Raw genomic sequence first — 14,689 nt, 5'->3', positions numbered from 1 at the left:
ACCTGGTGGGGACCATCCCCGCAGACGCGGGGAACAGGCCACGGCCTATCCGTGGGTCCTGGCCGCCCTGGGACCACCCCCGCGGGCGCGGGGAGCAGAGGGAGGCGTCTGCCGTTCGATGGCCTTGATGGGACCATCCCCGCGGGCGGGGGGAACCCGACGAATACCGTTCCCGAGGTGATGGAATGCGCTGAGTGAGACTGCCGGGCTGGAAGCCGCCACGTATGCGTTAGCGCCAGCATCATCGTGTGATGTGATGTCTCCTGCCGCTCAGGGCGGGCGCGCGGGCACAACGCGACGGATACGGGGACGGGACAGCTGGACGGGGGCGCCATGTCGAGCGGGCAGGACACTCCCGTGACGGCCTCCGGTACCCAACAGCTGCTGACGCGCGCCTTGACTCGAGAGTCAGGCCGAGCCCGGCAGGTACTGACTGCCGGGGGATGGCGCCCCACCGATGCGGACGCCGACGCGGCGGCCCGGGTCCTGGCCCGCCTCACCGCCCCACTCCCCGCCCGCGGAGCCGGCAGCGCACGGGCGCGGGCCACGGACCGGGACCGACGGCTCCAGCGGATCTGGCGCACCACAGTCCATCACCTCGATGCAGGTGCCGTCAGTGCGCCGGCCGCCGCCCTTCTGGCCGCTGTCGCTCGCGCCCTCCTGCCTTGGTACGCCGCCCCGAACCCGCCGGCCGCTGCGGCGGCTCCGCGCTACCTGGTTCCCCAGGACACGGCGGGCGGCTTGCCGGTCCCGCCGGCCGAGGCGGGCGAAGCACTGCTCCCCGACCTGACCGCGCTGTTCGCCGCCCTGGCCGCCCCGGGCCCGTCCGGGACCGCTGCGCTCACGCCCCGGGCCGTGCCGTGGGAGGTCCGGTACGCGGGTCGGTTCCGGCATTACGGTAGGCCCGCCCCCGGCGTGTGGACGGCCGACACCGTCCACTGCCCCGGGTGCGCGAGTGCGGACGGTCCTTGGACAGTGGCCTGCGACTGGCGCCTGATCACACTGGGCTGCCCGTGCGGGCTGGTGACCAGCGAGCACGGCCTCACCTTCTCCGAAGTCTGGCTCCTCCTGCCGGACTCGTGAGCGAGCGTCGCCATCAACCTGCCCGGGAAAACCAAGGCGCTTCACTTAGTCGATCGAACACACGCCGGCCGGTTGAAGCGCTCCTTACCTTGTTGGCGGGTTGATTCCGGTCAGCAGGGCTACCCGGCTCTCCGGCGCCATTACCGTCAGCCACTGATCCAGTCGTTCCCACGACCGCTGAGACGACCCCTCTGGCGACACCCGATCCCCCAAATCCACTTCGTGACAGACAGACCGAGATGATCTCAGCCTCCACTGACACGCGGGATGAGGGGCCCGGAGTTGCCAGGTGACCTGCCGCTTCTCGGGCCGTTCGGTGGGGTTCTTGGGGCGTTTGTTCGGTCGGTAGCTGGGGCCGTCAGCCGGTGAACAGGACGTCGGTGTCGCGCAGCGCCTCGGCGACCTCGGGCCGGGAGAAGTCGCCGACGGCGAAGTCCGGCACCGGATCGGCGATCCGGCGCAGCGCGTCACGGGTGCGGGCGGCGAGCGGCCGCGGCTCCAGGGCGGGGTCCATGGCGAGCATCAGCCCTGGTCCTTCTACGGCGGCGAGGTCTCCCCTACGCCGACTACGCCCGCGACCTCGTCCCCCGAATACAGGGTCGACGCCCCCGACTGCAACGACGACCTGCAGTTGCTGCGCTGGGGCTCCAGCCCGCTGCTCGATTCCGCCGACGCCCTCGGCATCGACGACCCGCTGGCGCCGCGCCGGCGGGGACCTGGTCCCGTACCCGGTGGACGGAAACGGCCTGATGATCGGCGCGGGAGTGCCCTTCGACCGGTCGCACCGGCACTACTCCCATCTGCTCGTGATCTACCCGCTGTACGTCGAGATCACCTGGGAGGACCCGGACAGGCGCGCCCTCATCAAGGCCTCCCTCCACCACCGGATCGGCTTCGTGGGCGCGCTGCGGGGCTAAAGCTTCACCGGGGCGGCCTCCATCTGCGCCCAGATGCGACGGGGTGACGCCGCCCTGGACCACCTCACCCGGCTCCTCGACCGCTTCGTGAAGGCCAACACCCTGTACGAGGAGTCCGGCCCGGTCATAGAGACCCTGCTCTCCGCGGCCCAGTCCCTGCACGACATGGTCTGCCAGAGGCTGGGGCGGGGTGATCCGGGTCTTCCCCGCGACCCCCGGCGCCTGGCAGGACCTCACGGTGCACGACTTCCGCACCCAGGGCGCCTTCCTGCTCAGCGCCGTACGCCGGGGCGGCCGGACCCGCTGGGTCCGGCTGTACAGCGAGGCCGGAGAGCCGTGCGTTGTCGAGACGGACCTGACGGGGCGGCCGGCCGTGGTGGACGGCCGGGGGCGGCCGCTGCCCTGGACCGACCTGGGCGGCGGCAGGATCGGCATGTCGCTCGAGCGCGGGGGTGAGGCCCTGATCCACCCCGATGGGGAGATGCCGGACCTCGCCGTCGCGGCCGTCCGGCACCCCGACCCGGGCACGCGCTGGGGTCTCGCCGCCTGAACGGGCGGGCCGGCGCACACCCTGCGCCGGCCCATGGCCTCAGCCCCTACCCTCCCAGTAGGGTCTTCGCCGACCCGCTGCTTCCCACACAGAGCTCGCCGCCGTCCGTTCCTGACTCGCCCCCAGGGTCCAAGGCGCGACAGCATGGAGGTGGGTCGGTCGACGGTGGCTGCCCGGGCAGGGAGGTGGTTACGGACTGTGACCAGGCCAGGCTTTGCGTTCTGCGGGGCCGAGCTGGCCGCTGTCTACGTCCTCGCCGAAGGCGGCAAAGAGCTTCATCTCGCCGAGCTGGCCGGAGGCAGGGGCGTGCTGTACGGGCTGCCGGCGATCCTTGCCGTGGAGGGCCACTCCCCTGCCGCGGAGGCCTTCCGCGTCGGCACGCCGCTGTGGCTGAGTCCCGATGAGCTCGCCGCGTACGTGGAGAGCGATCCCCACCACTTCGCGGGCCGGGTTCTCCGGCAGAGCTCGGCGACCGAGGCCAAGATCTCGCTGGGCGCCCTGCCGCTGGGGCACGGCCCCAAGGAGCTGGGCTGCCTGATCGTCGCCGGAGAGGTCCCTGACGGGTTCAGCCTCGACCGCCGCAGCCTTCTGGAGCTCTACGCCGATCAGGTGGCCGCGGGGCTCGAATCGGTGGCCGCGCTCCCGGAGCGGGCAGTGGCGACACCACGGCCGCCGCTCGGGCACTCACTGATGCCGGTCCAGGGCGGCGCCTTCATCCTCGAGCTGCGCACCGGCCGTATGGAGGCGCACGCGGACGTGCTGGATCTGCTCGGCATTCCTCCTGAGGACTTCGACGGGCGTGTGGAGAGCCTGCTCGCCTGCGCCGTACCGGACGACATGCCCGCGCTGATGGCGATCGTGGAGCCGGACCGGCTGTCCGCCGACGGGCAGCAGCTGGCGTTCCGCATCCGCCGGCCCAATGGCGAGCTGCGGTGGCTGGGACTGCGGTGTCGCGTGGGGCTGGACGCCGACGGCGAGCCGGAGCGCGTGCTCGGCGTGGTCGCCGACGCCTCCTACCTGCGCCCCAGCGCCGACGAGGTCTCCGTCGTGCAGCGGCTGTCCGCCAGGCTGGCCGGTGCCACGACCATCCGTGACGTCAGCCAGGTGGTGGTCGCCTCGCTGCGCGAGCCGCTCAACGCCAGCCGTGTCGCGGTCGCGGAGCTGGAGGGCGACCGGCTCGTGGTCACCTTCCTGGACCCCCCTGAGCCCGACGCCTGGCCGGTGTGGCGGTCCGAATGGCGGTCCGAATGGCCGGAAAGCTCCACCCACGACCTGCCCACCCTGCAGAGTGCGCTGCGCGAAGGCCATGTGAGCCTGTGGCCCCCGGGGGCGAACCTCGAACCCGGCCTCGCGGGCATCGGACCCGGTGGTCTCGCGGTGCTGCCGCTGCCGGCCGACGGCCGGATGGTCGGGGTGTGCATGGTCGGCTGGGACGACGAGCACCTGTTCGGGCCCGAGGAGCGGTCGCTGCTGACCGCGACGGCCGCTCTCGTCGGGCAGGCCCTGACGCGCGCCCATGCGCTCAACGCCGGTCACGAACTGGCCAGGATGCTCCAGCGCAGCCTGCTGCCCCGCAAGCTCCCGGAGCTGCCCGGAGGAGAGGCCGTGGCGCGGTATCTGCCGGCGACGGTGGGGCTCGCCGTGGGCGGCGACTGGTACGACGTCATACCGCTCGGCGACGCCCACGTGGCCCTCGTGATCGGGGACGTGCAGGGCCACAGCGCCGGAGCCGCCACCATCATGGGCCAGATGCGCACGGCCGTCAGGGCCTACGCGGTGGAGGGCCATCCGCCCGATGTCGTGGTCTCCCGCGCCAATCTGCTGCTCGTCGGCATGGAGACCGATCTGTTCGCCACCTGCCTCTACGTGGACCTGGACATGGAGGAGGGCATCGCCCGGCTCGTACGGGCCGGGCATCTGCCTCCGGTCGTCCGCCACCCCGACGGCACCACCCAGGAGCTGGCGGTCGAGGGCGGGCCCCCGCTGGGCGTGCTCGCCAACGCGGAGTTCCCCATGACCGAGGCCGGTCTGGTACCCGGCACCATCCTCGCGCTGCTGACGGACGGTCTGGTGGAGTCGTCGACCCTCCACCTGGAGGACGGCCTGCGCCGCGTGCGCGACGTGCTCAGCGCGGTCGACCCGAGCGATTCCGGACGGGTGGCCGACGAGCTGCTCGGCGGCGTGCCGCGGCGCGACGACGACGTGGCGTTGCTGCTGCTGCGCTACGACGGCACGCGCATCCGGCCGATGCGGACCCACTGGACGGTGTGGCGGCTGCCCAACGCCGTTCAGCACGCCCGCCGCTTCACCGCGCGCACGCTGCGCTCGTGGCACGTGGTGGACGAACTCGACGCCGCCCTGCTCGTGGTGTCCGAACTGGTCACGAACGCCATCGCGCACACGCAGGGAGAGGTGCGGCTGGACCTGACCCTGTCCGCGGACCGCCTGCGGATCGCCGCGAACGACACGTCGCCCCGCACTCCCGTCAAGCCGGCGGACGTCGACTGGGAGTCGACCGGTGGCCGCGGCCTGCTCATCGTCGAGGCGACGGCGGCGTCCTGGGGTTCCGTGCCGCTCAGTGGCGGCAAGCAAGTGTGGGCCGAGATCCCGCTGGCGGCACGAGAACGGCAGTCGAGGTGAACGGCACTCGAGGTGAACGGCGGGCCGGCGAGGAGGCACCCGGCGACCGGACGCGTACCTGGGCAGGCTCCCGCGCCGCTCCCGACACGGACCGCTTCATCGAAGCCCTGCGCTGCCTCCCTTCCCCGCTGACCGGCGGCACCGGTACGGACACCGCGCCCCGGCTGAGGCTCCCGGCCCGTCCCGGCTCACGGCGCGCGAGGCCTTCCTCAGCCCGTCACGTGTCGTACCGGCCGCCGAAGCCGTCGGCATGATCTCGGCGCACACCCTGGCGGCCTATCCGCCTGGTCCGAACGTGCTGCCGGGCGAGGTCGTCACGGCCGAAGTGGTCGACTTCCTCCAGCACACCGCCGCGGCTCCGAGCGGTCATGTACGTGGCGCGCTCGATCCGGCCGTTTCTCGTTTTCGCGTCCTCGGTCCCGACGCCTGGTTCTCACACCGAACAGGCTCGAAGCGCACCCCGACGCCGGAGGCGCAAACGCCGGACGGGCCGGAGGTGCACCCCGCACCGCAGGCGGGCCTCGTTGTTCATCCTCACGCGCCGGACAGGCGGGAAGTGCAGCCCGGCACCGGAGGGTCGCGCCGGGACGGGCTCCGAAGGGAGCCCCACTCCCCGCGCCCGCCAGGGCGTATGGGGAAGTTCGGGGCGCGGGGGCCGGGGCAGAGCCCTGAGGATCCAGCCTCGCTGGGGGGCGCCCCACGCCCGCCAGGGCGTAGGGGAGTATGAGGCGCGGGGTCCGACGGCGGAGCCCCGGCTCGGGAAGGGGCGGGGCGGGGACAAAGCCCGCCGCGGGCGCCACCGGGCGCCGCTCCTGCCAGACGCGGGTGCAGCCCACGTACACCGTCGAGTTCGCGTCCGGCGTTGCGTTGGCGTCGGCCAGGCGCCGCGCAGACGTAGGACACGCGGCCGCGATGCGGCACAGGAGTCCAACAGCAGAAGCGGAGGGTCCACGTCCGCCACGGCGTCACTCCGACGCCGCGCCGGTCTCCGCGTCACCCTCGAGACGGGCCAGCCGCTCGGCGTCGCAGGTCCGGGGGCAGGTGGCGCACGCCTCGGCCGGGCGGATCGTGTAGTACAGGCAGCAGCCGAGGCGCGTACGGGTCGGGTACGACTGGCCGTCACGGCCCGCGAGGCGGCGGAAGTCCGCGCCACCCGGGAACGGCCCCACGGGCCCCGGCAGCACCTCACCGGCCGCCCGTACGCCCTGCTCCTCCTGCCCGAGCATCCGGCCGAGGTACCAGATGCCGGAGACCAGATCGTCTCCCACCATGCCCCACAGCGCCCGTGGCCCGCGCCGCACCCGGGGGCCGATCGCGGCCAGCAGCGGCCGTACGTGGTCGGCGACCGCCGCGCGCAGCTCGGCCCGCAGCGCGTCCTCGTGCGCCAGCGCGCGTGCGCCGGGCAGTGCGGCGGCCGGATCGTCGGGCAGGCACGCGAACCCGCCGGGCACGACGGCGAACTCCCCCGTCGTCAGGCTGACCCTGACGTCCTGCGGACGGATCCGCGGCACGCGCCGTTCGAGGTACCAGGGGCCGCTCATCAGGAGACAGACGGACCAGAGGTAGTCGTGCAGCGCGCGGGAGGCGACGACGTCGGGCCGGGCGGTGTGCGTGTACCGGTCCTGGATGCTCAGTGCCTCGGAGTCGAGATAGGCGTCGAGGAGGTCCGGACGGAACGCCAGTTCCGCCCCGTCGGCCCACCCTTGGCCGGCCGGCGTGCCCGGCTCCGCGATGTCCGCCCGCCACGGCCGGCAGATCGCGGTGAGCCGTCGATAGCTCGAGGCGAGCAGGGCAGGGCAGCTGACGGCGGGTCCGGCCGATGGGCATGCCGGGGCCAGGGTCACGGGGCGCTCCTGAACAACAGCGAACACGAGAGAGGTAAGGCTCACCTTAACCACACGAAGATCCATCCGAGTCAACCGGGGTCGTGTCGCGGCGAATTGACAGGGTTAGGTGTGCCTAACCTAGGCTCTCGCCTCGTGTTCCCCGACGTCTGGGGCCACGCGACTCCCTGCACGGAAGTGATCCCTCATGCAGCTGTACCTGCTTGCCCTGAACCCGACCGACTCGGTCACCGAGGGATTCCTCCCCGCCGCCCTGCGGCTCGGCCTCGCTGTCACCGTGCTCACCGACCAGCCCGAGGCGCACCGGGCCGTCGTCGTGGACCTCGAGGTCGGGGGCGAGGTCGAGGTCGAGGTCGAGGTCCTGAAGTGCGACGTGCGCGACTTCCGCGCCGTGATCGCCCGGATCTCGGCCCACCGTGCCCCGGACGCGGTCTTCAGCAACAGCGACCATCTGCAGACCCAGACCGCCCTGGCCGCGGACTACTTCGGCCTGCCCACCAAGAGCTGGCGGGCCGCGCTGCGCACCAAGGACAAGGCGGAGATGCGCCGTCGTCTGGCCGCCGCCGGTGCCGACGCCGTCCGGTCGGTGGAACTCTCCTCCGGCCAGGACCCGTCCGCGGTCACCGCCGCCCTCGGCATGCCGTACCCGTGTGTGGTCAAGCCGCGTGAGGGGGTGGCGAGCGAGGACGTCGTCCTCGTCGAGGGACCTCAGGAGCTCGTGCGGCGCTGCGAGGAGATCCAGGCGCGCCGGCCGGGGGCGGCGCTGGTCGTCGAGGAGTACCTCCCCGGTGAGCTGTACACCCTGGAGACGCTCGGCGACGGCCGTGTCCGTCATGTGCTGGGCGGGTTCCGTACCGAGCTGTCCCCTCCCCCGCACTTCGTCGAGGAGCGGCTGACGTACGTACCGGTCCACCCCGAGCCCGTGGTGGACCAGGTCCTTTCCCAGCTGGACGCGCTCGGAGTCGGGTTCGGCGCCTGCCACACCGAGTTCGTGGTGCACGAAGGGCGCGCACGGATCATCGAGGTCAACTACCGCGCCATCGGCGACCAGTGCGATCTGCTGCTCGCCCAGCTGCTGGACATCCCGCTTTTCGAGCACGTCCTCCGTACCCATCTCGGTGAGCCGCTGCCGCCGGACCTGGGTGTGCGCACGAACGTCGCGGCGCGGCTCGACTATCCGTGCGCGGACCGGGCCGGGACTCTGACCTCGGGACCCGGCGCAACCGATCTGGAGTACGGCGACGTGAAGCTGACGTACCGGCCGCTGCGCGGGATCGGCGAGCGCCACGAGCTCCACCGCACCAACCGCGACTTCCTGGGAGTCGTCCGCGCCACCGGCACGGACCAGGTGCGGGTGGACCGGGCCGTGGCCGAGTTCCTGGCCGCGCAGCGCTGGGAGATCACCCCGTGACGCTGCCGGCTGCCGGAGCCGCCGGCACGACGGAGGCGGACCTGCTCCTTCGTGTGCTGAGCGCCCTGCTGCGCGAGGACGTGGTGGGACTGCGCACCCGCAGTGCTCTCGTGGAGCGCCCCGACGGGACATGGCTACGGCTGGAGACCCCCGGGGCGGACGCGTTGCTGCTGCCCGTGCGCGAGGACGGCTTCCAGTGCGAGTGGGCCGCCCGCGAGCCCCTGCTGCGCCGGGAGTCGGCGGGACCCTCCGGGACGGACCTGACCACCTGCGACGATGTCCTCACCGCGCTGCGGGCACTCGCCCCTCCCGAGGACCGCGCAGGCTTCGACGCGTTCGCCGACGAGTGCCGCCAGACCCGTACCACCCTCCAGCTGCACATCGATTCGGCGGACGAGGTCCATGCCAGGCTGGCGGCGCGGAACGGCGCCGACCCGGCGTACTGGACGGGGCTCTCGGGCGGACTGGCCCATGACACCCTCGCCGCCCGGCTCGACCACCCCGTGTATCCGACCGCACGCGGCCGCTCCGGGCTCACGGCCGGTGGGCTGCGGGCGTACGCGCCCGAGTTCCATCCCCTTTTCGCCCTGCGCTGGCTCGCCCTGCCCAGGGACGCGGTCACCGTGGTCACCGGCCAGGGTCCGATCCCCGCACCGCTGCCCTCGGCGCTCGGGCTCCCCGGACTCGACGACAGCCATCTCGCCCTCCCCGTCCATCCGCTGACCGTGGCCGGACCTCTGCACGAGGCCGTGCGCGCCGCCGGGCTCGGCGGCCGCGCCGTCCTGGCACGGAGTCCGCACCTCGACGTCGTGCCGACCCTGTCCATGCGGACGGTGGCACTCGCCGACGACCCCGGGGTCCATCTCAAGGTACCGCTGGCCACCTCCACCCTGGGCAGGCTCAACCGGCGCACCATCAAGCCCGGCACCCTCGTCGACGGCGCGGCGGCCCAGCACCTGCTGCAGTCGGTGACCGCCCGCGAGCCCCGCTTCCGGGACAACGTTCTGCACGCCGACGAGACGTCGTACGCCCATGCCGGGCACGAGCTTCTCGCCGTGCTCGTACGCCGCTTCCCCGCCGGACTGGACGATGCCGTCGTCGTACCGATGGCCGGGCTGCTGAGCCGGGCACCCGGTGGCCGGCTGGTCGTCGACCATCTCGCCGACCGCTTCTTCGGCGGCGACCCGCTCGCCCTCCTCGACGCCGTGCTCACGCTGCTGTTCGACTGGCAGACCACACTCTTCGCGTACGGGATCGCCCTGGAGTCCCACCAGCAGAACGTGTCGCTGGTGCTGGACGAACGAGCCGGCCGGCCGCGACTGCGACTGCTGCTCAAGGACAACGACGGCCCGCGCGTCAACCGCGTCCGGCTGCGCGAGGCCCTCGGAGCCGACGCTCCGTACCCGTCGTCGTTCGAGGATGCACGGATATGCGGTGACAGCGACGATCCGGTCGTCGACCTGTTCACCACCATCACCGTCCATCTGTGCGCGGGGGCCTACGCGTTCGGGCTCGCCCGGCTGGGCCGAGTCCCGCTGGAGCGGCTGCTCGGGCTCGTACGGGAGCGGCTCGCCGAGGCGGTGGAGCGCCTCGGCACCCGGCCGGGAGAGCCCGGTGCCGTCCTGCGCGCACACGTCCTCGATGCGCCGCGGCTGCCCGTCAAGGCGATGGTCTCCGCGGGAACCCTGCTCACCAAGGAACGCTCAGGAGCGTCCGACATCAACAAGCACTACACATCCGGTCCCAACTATCTGCTGCGGGGAGTGTGACCGGCGATGACGTCCACTCGTCCCTCTCCATCCTCTCGATCATCCCGGCCTTCCGGGTCCTCTGCCGATCTCCCGGACCGGCTCCCGGACCGGCTCCCGGCTCAGGTCCCGGCCGAGCGCTCCGCCACGGCCGGGCTGCCCACCGCCGACGAGGCCGTGGTCCACACGCTGCTCAACTGCCTGCTCCGTGAGGTGTCGGGACCCGAGCACCAGACCGCCGTCATCGACGGCCATCTGCTGCTGCGCCTGCCCCGACGCGGGGTCCTGCTCCGGGTGGCCCTGCGCCGGCGATCGCTCCTCGGCGCGCACCGTTTCTCCGGCCCGGTCGCCGAGGAGACGGCCGACGGCTGGACCGAACTCGGCTGGCGGCGCCTCGCGGAGCACATCCATGAGGAGCTCTCCCTCCGCACCGGTACGGCGAACGACGAGTTCCTGGTCCAGATCGCCGCCAGCCGTCGGGGAGTTGCCGCTGCCCTCGCCGCGCGCGGGGCGGCGGCGGACGGGGCAGCCGTGAAGGGAGCGGCCGTGCAGGGGGCGGCCGTGAAAGGGACCGCCTCGGACGCGCCGGCGGTCCGCGTGGGGGACGCGGATCCGCTCACCGTCTACCTCGCCTCCGAGCAGTCCCTCGCCCTCGGCCACCGCTTCCACCCCACGCCGAAGGCCCGCGGCGGCGACCCCGCCGCCTGGTCCGCGTACGCGCCCGAGGCCGCAGCCTCCTTCCCGCTGCGGCTGCTCGCCGTCCGCGACCACCTGATCGCCGAGGAGTCGGCCGAACCCGGCGCCGCCCGGCCGCTGGACCGGCTGGGACCGGTGCCCGAGGGATACCGGCTGCTGCCCGCACACCCGTGGCAGTACACGCTGCTGCAGGACCACCCGGCCCTGCGGGACGCCCTCCGCCGGGGCGATGTCCTCGATCTCGGCCCGGGCGGAACGCCCTTCACCGCCACTGCTTCGGTGCGCACCCTGTACGACGGTGACACCTTCCTGAAGTTCAGCCTGAATGTGCGCATCACCAACTGTCTCCGCAAGAACGCGCGTTACGAGCTCGGCGGCGCGGTCGCCCTCACCCGCCTGCTCCGCCCCGTACTCGCCGATCTGGCCGCCCGCTTCCCGGGCACCGGCCTGCTCCGCGAGCCCGCCTACCGCAGCCTCGCCCTGCCCGGTCCCGACGGCAGCCCCGTCCTGGCCCTCCTCGAGGGCTTCGGCGTGATCGTGCGCGAAGGGCTCGCCCGCCACCTTCGTACCGGGGTCACCCCGCTCCTCGCCGCGGCCGTCGCCGACGAGTACCCCACCGGGCCCGGCCATCTCTCCCGTCTGCTGGCCGGCGCGGACGCCGGCGCGGCTCTGTCGTGGTGGCGCGCGTACCTGGAGCTGCTCGTTCCGCCCGTCCTGGCTGCGTACTTCGACCACGGTGTGGTCCTCGAGCCCCATCTGCAGAACGTGCTCGTCTGCGTGGACGCCGACCGCAGGCCCGCCCGGGTCCTCTTCCGCGACCTGGAGGGCACCAAGCTCCTCCCCGCACACCATGCCGGCACGCTCGCGGCTCTTCCCGACGAGGTCGCGGGCTCGTTGACCTACGACGCCGGGCGCGGCTGGGACCGGGTGGTGTACTGCCTGGTCGTGAACCACGTCGCCGAGATGCTGGCCGCCCTCGCCGATCTGCATCCGGGGTCCGAACCCGCGCTGTGGTCCGAGGTCCACCGCACGCTCCGGAGGCACGCGGGCGAGCACGGCTGCCCGCCCCGCCTGGGCGCCCTGCTCGCGGGTGAGCCACTGCCCGCCAAGGCCAATCTGCTCACCCGCTGGGCGCGCACGGCCGACCGCGAGGCGCGCTATGTGCGCCTGCCCTCGCCGCTGGCCTCGGCCGTGTTGTCCGGCGCGAGCCGCACCCACAGCGCCGACAGCACCCACAGCGCCGACAACTCCGACAACTCCGACAGCATGGCCGAATTCGACGACATCGACGCCTGGAACGCCCGTTGACCACCACCGTCCTCACTCCTCCGGTCCGCGAACGGGCGCTGTCCCTCGCGTCCGGTGAGCTGCCCGCCTATCTGTACGACCTGGCCGCGCTGCGCGAGCACGCCGCGTCCGTCCGGTCGGCGCTGCCGGAGCGCGTCGAGCTGTACTACGCCGCCAAGGCCAACCCCGAGCCGGAGATCCTGACCGCGCTCGCGCCGTTCGTGGACGGCTTCGAGGTCTCGTCGGGCGGCGAACTCGCCCATGTCGCCAGGGCCGTTCCCGGTCGTCCGCTGGCGTTCGGCGGCCCCGGGAAGACTCCCGACGAGACGGCGGCGGCGCTTGCTGCGGGTGTGGAGCGGTTCCATGTGGAGAGCGCTCACGAACTGCGCATGCTGGCGGACCTCGCCTCCCGCGTGGTGCCCGGGGCGCGGATCGCGGTCCTGCTCCGCTTCAACCTGCCGCTCGCCGACGGCACGTTGAAGGCGAGCGCGCTGTCCATGGGCGGCCGGCCGACGCCCTTCGGCCTCGACCCGTCCGAGGCCGACGCCATGATCCGCCTGGTCACGGGCGGCAGCCATCCGCACCTTGAGCTGCGGGGCATTCACGCCCATCTCGCCAGCGGTCTCGGCGCCCCGGCGCAGCTCGCCGTCGCCGAGTCCGTCGTGACCTGGGCGGTGCGCCTCGCCGACCGCCATGGCATCACGCTGCAGGAGGTGAACGTCGGTGGCGGAATGACCGTGGACTACGACGATCCCGGCGCCCTGTTCGACTGGGCGGCCTACGGTGCGGGCCTCGCCCGCCTCACGGCCGCCCACCCCGGGCTGCTGCTGCGAATCGAGCCGGGCCGGGCCCTGACCGCGTACTGCGGCTGGTACGCCACCGAGGTCCTGGACGTGAAGCGGAGTCTGGGCGAGGAGTTCGCCGTCGTACGCGGGGGCACGCACCATCTGCGCACGCCCGTGACGAAGGGCCACGACCAGCCCTGCGCGCTTCTGCCCGTGGACACCTGGCCCCATCCCTGGCCGCGGGCCGCGTCCCGGCAGGATCTGATCACGCTGACGGGCCAGCTCTGCACCCCCAAGGACGTCCTCGCCCGCCGTGTCCCTGCGAGGGGGTTGCGGGCCGGGGACCGCGTGGTGTTCGCGCTCGCGGGTGCGTACGCGTGGAACATCTCGCACCACGACTTTCTGATGCATCCCCGGCCCGGCTTCCACTTCCTGGGTGGTGCCGTCAGCGGTTGAAGTGGCTGAAGCCCACCTCGAACCCCTCGACGGAGAGGACCCGCTGGCCTTCTCTCCGTGCGGTCTCCTCACGGATCTGGCCGGCTCTCTCCTCACTGGCCTCCATCGACGGTTCGTCCTCCCAGAGAGTCATGGACACCGCCTTTCCGGTGGACCGGTCGACGAGGTAGTAGACGCCGACGAAGCCGGGCACGTCCTGGATCTGTTTGACAACCGCTTCCGAAGTCGCCGACAGGTCGCCCTCGGCCGGCACGGGTGATCCCTGATAGGTGCTCAGTCTCGCGAACATCGCAGCACCCCTTCCCTCGACGACCATCGGCCGGACGGCCGACGGCCCCAGACCAGCGTGCCCCGGCGCGCCGGGGGGCGCATGCCGGGGCGGGAAAGCTGCTGGTCAGCGGGCCCGAGCGCGCTGGTTCGGCCCCGGACCGCTGCCCCGGAAATCGGCCCCGGGATCACCCGAGTTGCCCGCGGGCGGATGCGTGCGGCTCTCCGACGGATACAATCGGGCGGGTGATTATCGAACGTGCGTACGCCCACCTCTCCTCGTACGACGCGGACGCATGGCCCTGGTCGGTGCCGTGCGTCAGGCAACTCCTGGGCGAGGGGCTGCTGTTCACGGCGCCCGTGACCTTCCTGGTCGGCGAGAACGGCTCCGGGAAGTCGACGCTGGTCGAGGCCCTGGCGGAAGGGTTCGGGCTGGACTCCTACGGTGGCTCGCACGACTGGAAGTACGCCTCGCACCGCAGCAAGTCGGTGCTGGGCGAGCGCATCCGCTTCGACTCCGCACCACGCGGGCGCCGCATGGTCGGCAGCTGGTCGGCGCGCAAGGGCTTCTTCCTGCGGGCGGAGACCGCCATGGACGCCCTGGACCGCGAGGGCTTCGCGCCGGACACGGTCAGCCACGGTGAAGGGTTCCTGGCGGCGTTCCGCGGGAAATTCCTGCAGACCGGGCTCTATGTGATGGACGAGCCCGAAGCGGCGCTCTCCTTCTCGTCCTGTCTCGAGCTGATCGGCCACATGGACCAGTTGGCGAAGAACGGCAGCCAGATCGTCTGCGCGACCCACTCACCGCTGCTGACCGCCCTGCCCGGTGCGGACGTCATCGAGGTGGGCGAGCACGGCATGCGCCGGGTCGAGTGGCGCGACCTCGGCCTCGTGGACCACTGGCGGCGGTACCTCGCCGACCCGCAGGCCTATCTGCGGCACGTGCTGGGGCCGCTCGGTGCCGACGAGGAGTCCTCCGGATCCTCCGGGGCCTGATCCGCCTCC

The 14,689-nt window shown here is 72.6% G+C and carries 13 protein-coding genes; 9 read left to right on the top strand and 4 right to left on the bottom strand.

Annotation, left to right across the window (positions count from 1 at the left end; translation table 11 throughout):
• Positions 1-396 precede the first annotated feature (396 nt).
• Positions 397-1,083, top strand: coding sequence for a hypothetical protein (locus ACWCP0_RS33260; protein WP_451082479.1), 687 nt, complete (start codon positions 397-399; stop codon positions 1,081-1,083).
• Between the two features lie 358 nt (positions 1,084-1,441).
• Here the strand turns inward: ACWCP0_RS33260 and ACWCP0_RS33255 are convergent, their stop codons facing one another.
• Positions 1,442-1,606 carry a hypothetical protein gene (locus ACWCP0_RS33255; RefSeq protein ID WP_451082478.1) on the bottom strand — a complete coding sequence of 55 codons (165 nt, stop codon included), beginning with the start codon at positions 1,604-1,606 and terminating at the stop codon, positions 1,442-1,444.
• 226 nt (positions 1,607-1,832) lie between these two features.
• Between ACWCP0_RS33255 and ACWCP0_RS33250 the strand changes: the two genes are divergently transcribed.
• From ACWCP0_RS33250 to ACWCP0_RS33240, 3 genes are all read left to right on the top strand, one after another.
• A complete protein-coding gene (locus tag ACWCP0_RS33250; protein ID WP_451082477.1) occupies positions 1,833-2,000 on the top strand; it encodes a hypothetical protein in 168 nt (55 codons plus the stop codon).
• A 190-nt stretch (positions 2,001-2,190) separates the two neighbouring features.
• The gene (locus ACWCP0_RS33245) at positions 2,191-2,550 is read left to right on the top strand and encodes a hypothetical protein (protein WP_451082476.1); all 360 of its coding nucleotides are present in this window, start codon (positions 2,191-2,193) and stop codon (positions 2,548-2,550) included.
• 198 nt (positions 2,551-2,748) lie between these two features.
• On the top strand, positions 2,749-5,190 hold the full coding sequence (locus ACWCP0_RS33240; protein WP_451082475.1) for a SpoIIE family protein phosphatase: 2,442 nt from the start codon (positions 2,749-2,751) through the stop codon (positions 5,188-5,190).
• A gap of 217 nt (positions 5,191-5,407) precedes the next feature.
• Here ACWCP0_RS33240 and ACWCP0_RS33235 read toward each other — a convergent pair whose 3' ends face one another.
• Both ACWCP0_RS33235 and ACWCP0_RS33230 read right to left on the bottom strand, forming a co-directional pair.
• Entirely contained in the window at positions 5,408-5,560 is a 153-nt protein-coding gene (locus ACWCP0_RS33235; protein ID WP_451082474.1) for a hypothetical protein, read from the bottom strand.
• Positions 5,561-6,155: 595 nt separating this feature from the next.
• On the bottom strand, positions 6,156-7,034 hold the full coding sequence (locus ACWCP0_RS33230; protein WP_451082473.1) for a (2Fe-2S)-binding protein: 879 nt from the start codon (positions 7,032-7,034) through the stop codon (positions 6,156-6,158).
• Positions 7,035-7,221: 187 nt separating this feature from the next.
• Here ACWCP0_RS33230 and ACWCP0_RS33225 point away from each other — a divergent pair, with 187 nt between their 5' ends.
• Genes ACWCP0_RS33225 through ACWCP0_RS33210 form a run of 4 tightly spaced genes read left to right on the top strand, consistent with a single transcriptional unit; the run spans position 7,222 to position 13,417 of the window.
• On the top strand, positions 7,222-8,445 hold the full coding sequence (locus tag ACWCP0_RS33225) for an ATP-grasp domain-containing protein (RefSeq protein WP_451082472.1): 1,224 nt from the start codon (positions 7,222-7,224) through the stop codon (positions 8,443-8,445).
• Positions 8,442-10,214 carry an IucA/IucC family protein gene (locus ACWCP0_RS33220; RefSeq protein ID WP_451082471.1) on the top strand — a complete coding sequence of 591 codons (1,773 nt, stop codon included), beginning with the start codon at positions 8,442-8,444 and terminating at the stop codon, positions 10,212-10,214. Before ACWCP0_RS33225 ends, ACWCP0_RS33220 begins: the two co-directional genes overlap by 4 nt.
• Positions 10,215-10,220: 6 nt before the next feature.
• Positions 10,221-12,197, top strand: coding sequence for an IucA/IucC family protein (locus ACWCP0_RS33215; RefSeq protein ID WP_451082470.1), 1,977 nt, complete (start codon positions 10,221-10,223; stop codon positions 12,195-12,197).
• Positions 12,194-13,417: a type III PLP-dependent enzyme gene (locus tag ACWCP0_RS33210; RefSeq protein WP_451082469.1), complete on the top strand. Its 1,224-nt coding sequence runs from the start codon at positions 12,194-12,196 to the stop codon at positions 13,415-13,417. Before ACWCP0_RS33215 ends, ACWCP0_RS33210 begins: the two co-directional genes overlap by 4 nt.
• Here ACWCP0_RS33210 and ACWCP0_RS33205 read toward each other — a convergent pair.
• On the bottom strand, positions 13,407-13,733 hold the full coding sequence (locus tag ACWCP0_RS33205; RefSeq protein ID WP_451082468.1) for a hypothetical protein: 327 nt from the start codon (positions 13,731-13,733) through the stop codon (positions 13,407-13,409). The genes ACWCP0_RS33210 and ACWCP0_RS33205 overlap by 11 nt on opposite strands.
• A 197-nt stretch (positions 13,734-13,930) precedes the next feature.
• Between ACWCP0_RS33205 and ACWCP0_RS33200 the strand changes: the two genes are divergently transcribed.
• Entirely contained in the window at positions 13,931-14,680 is a 750-nt protein-coding gene (locus ACWCP0_RS33200; RefSeq protein ID WP_451082467.1) for an AAA family ATPase, read from the top strand.
• Positions 14,681-14,689 lie beyond the last annotated feature (9 nt).

Source organism: Streptomyces sp. NPDC001970, from assembly GCF_053594115.1.
This window is presented reverse-complemented; position numbering and strand designations above follow the sequence as displayed.